Source organism: Mammaliicoccus stepanovicii (assembly GCF_002902525.1).
GTDB classification, from domain to species: Bacteria; Bacillota; Bacilli; order Staphylococcales; family Staphylococcaceae; genus Mammaliicoccus; species Mammaliicoccus stepanovicii.
This window is the reverse complement of sequence record NZ_PPQZ01000088.1, coordinates 1-2,175: the sequence shown is the minus strand read 5'-3', so window position 1 is coordinate 2,175 and position 2,175 is coordinate 1. Positions and strand designations below refer to the sequence as shown.

General features: G+C 31.3%; 1 protein-coding gene. It reads right to left on the bottom strand.

What is annotated here, in order from left to right; all coding sequences use genetic code 11:
- Positions 1 to 1,828 (bottom strand): YSIRK-type signal peptide-containing protein (locus CD111_RS12655; protein ID WP_169923148.1); only part of this gene is annotated, 1,828 nt, incomplete at its 3' end.
- Between the last annotated feature and the right edge of the window lie 347 nt (positions 1,829 to 2,175).

Below are 2,175 nucleotides of genomic sequence, written 5' to 3'. Positions count from 1 at the left end.
CATACGCTGTATCCACTTTTACGTTTGGTGTATCTTCTACAGTTCCTTTAATTGTGTTACCTGCTTCATCCACATAGTGCACCACAACCTTGCCTTTATGAGTGATATAGTAATATTCTACAGTGTCTGGATATTCAAATACATTTGAAAAGTCAAATGTTCTACCGATATCATATCTAGAATTACTTACCTCTCCTTTTTTTAGAACAACTGATGTACTAGATGTTGCATCTCCCCCGTCATATTCAGCTTCTGACACTGCATCTTTTGATGGTAATCCATTTTTTTGAAAGCGAAACTTTTGGAAAACAACTTGACCATTCATTCCTAATCTTTCATATTTCTTCTCTTCTTCAGCAGTTCCAAGTCTTTCTCTTATCTCATAGCCTTCAGTATTCTTCATAAAATCATAATTTGCATCAGGAAGATTATTCGAAGCAACTCGACCTCTATCTCTAATTGTTCCATCTACAGGGTCAAATGTATTAGGTCTTTTAGCATAAGTAAACCATACCTCTGTCTTTATAGTACTCTGATTATCAAGAACTGTATCTTTGCGAAATATTGTTCCACGGCTAACAGTAGACGTTCCATATCTTATATTTCCCTCAAATTTTGCATTCGATTTATTAATAATACCATTTTTATTGAAAGGTATTTTCGTATAGTCCAAGTCATACCCTTTAATTTCAGGGGGTTCAGTTGTGTATTTACTCTTAGTCCATCCATATTGAGTATAAGATGGTGCAATTTCATTCCCATCTTCATCATAATAATGTGTTGTTTGTGCTTTCCAAACTGGTAGTATTAGTGGATAAGATACAACTGGACTAGTTATTTTTTCAATGTTTGGTCCATAAACTGGTTTATAGTTATCCCCAACAGAATCAGTAATCTTTTGAAATCTGAAAGCATATTCATCACCTTTCTTAGTGACAGACAAAAGTGTCAGGTCATCAATTTTTATTTGCTCACCACCTCTAATTCTAGCTTTGTCTATCTCTCTTCTTGAAATCCTTATTCCGTTATCAAACGTCGTTATAAAAAACCTATCAAGCGTGCCTTCTTGATTTAAATCTTCTTTTCTAACAGATATGGTATATTGTTTAGATCCATCCTCACCCTTGCTTATTACTTCGAATGTATAATGTTTAGGATCAGTAACTTTATTTATTTTATATGATAATCCATCATCTTTAGGCGAAAATTCTAGATTAACATCATAACCATCAACAGGTGGTTGTTCTTTGTTAACAATAGACCTTTTAGAACGCCTTTTAGGTGTATGGTTTCTTTCCTGTTTTTGATTATTTTTGCTAAGCGTCAATGATTTATGACTTAAATCATCTGTTTTTTCACGAACTTCTTTTGAAGTATCTTTCTTGTTATCTGTAGGGTTTGACACTTCTGTTGTGTGACTTTCTGATTTTGAGGTATCTTCCTTGTTATCTGTAGGGTTTGACACTTCTGTTGTAGAACTTTCTGATTTCAAGGTGTCTTCCTTGTTATCTGTAGGGTTTGATACTTCTGTTGTAGAACTTTCTGATTTCGAGGTATCTTTCTTTTTGTCTGTAGGGTTTGATACTTCTATTGTAGGACTTTCTGCTTCTGGAATAGTAATTGGGTTATTCGTTATTTCAGTTTGTTCACTTGAAGATGTTGATTCTCCAACAACTGTTGACGATAAATCCCCTTTAAATTCATTAGCTGATGCTTCTTGTGTACCACTAGCAAAAATTATTGCTCCTATTAAAACACTTGCAGCACCGAAATGATATTTTTTGATTGAGAATCGTTGCCTCTCTTCCCCCCGTTTAAAAATATTCATTTGCATCTCTCCATTCTTGAATTGAAATTTTCGAATATATTTTAATAAAATATCACAAGATTGTAAATGCTTTTTTATAAATTAAATAATATCTTAAAAATCATTCCATTTAAATTAACTGCAATTAAAGATAAAATATAGCTTATTTATTTTAAATACTTTTTCGAATAATAATTTACAGTATTAATTTTAAACTCATTAGTTTATAGCGCATAAAATAAAAAATAATCTATACTTATCTTTTTCTTCTAAATAGATACTTTTATGTATTAAATTCATTACCTAAAAATTTACAAATTATATTTGAAACATATATCTATATATCATAAAAATTAAAAGGCAAGACT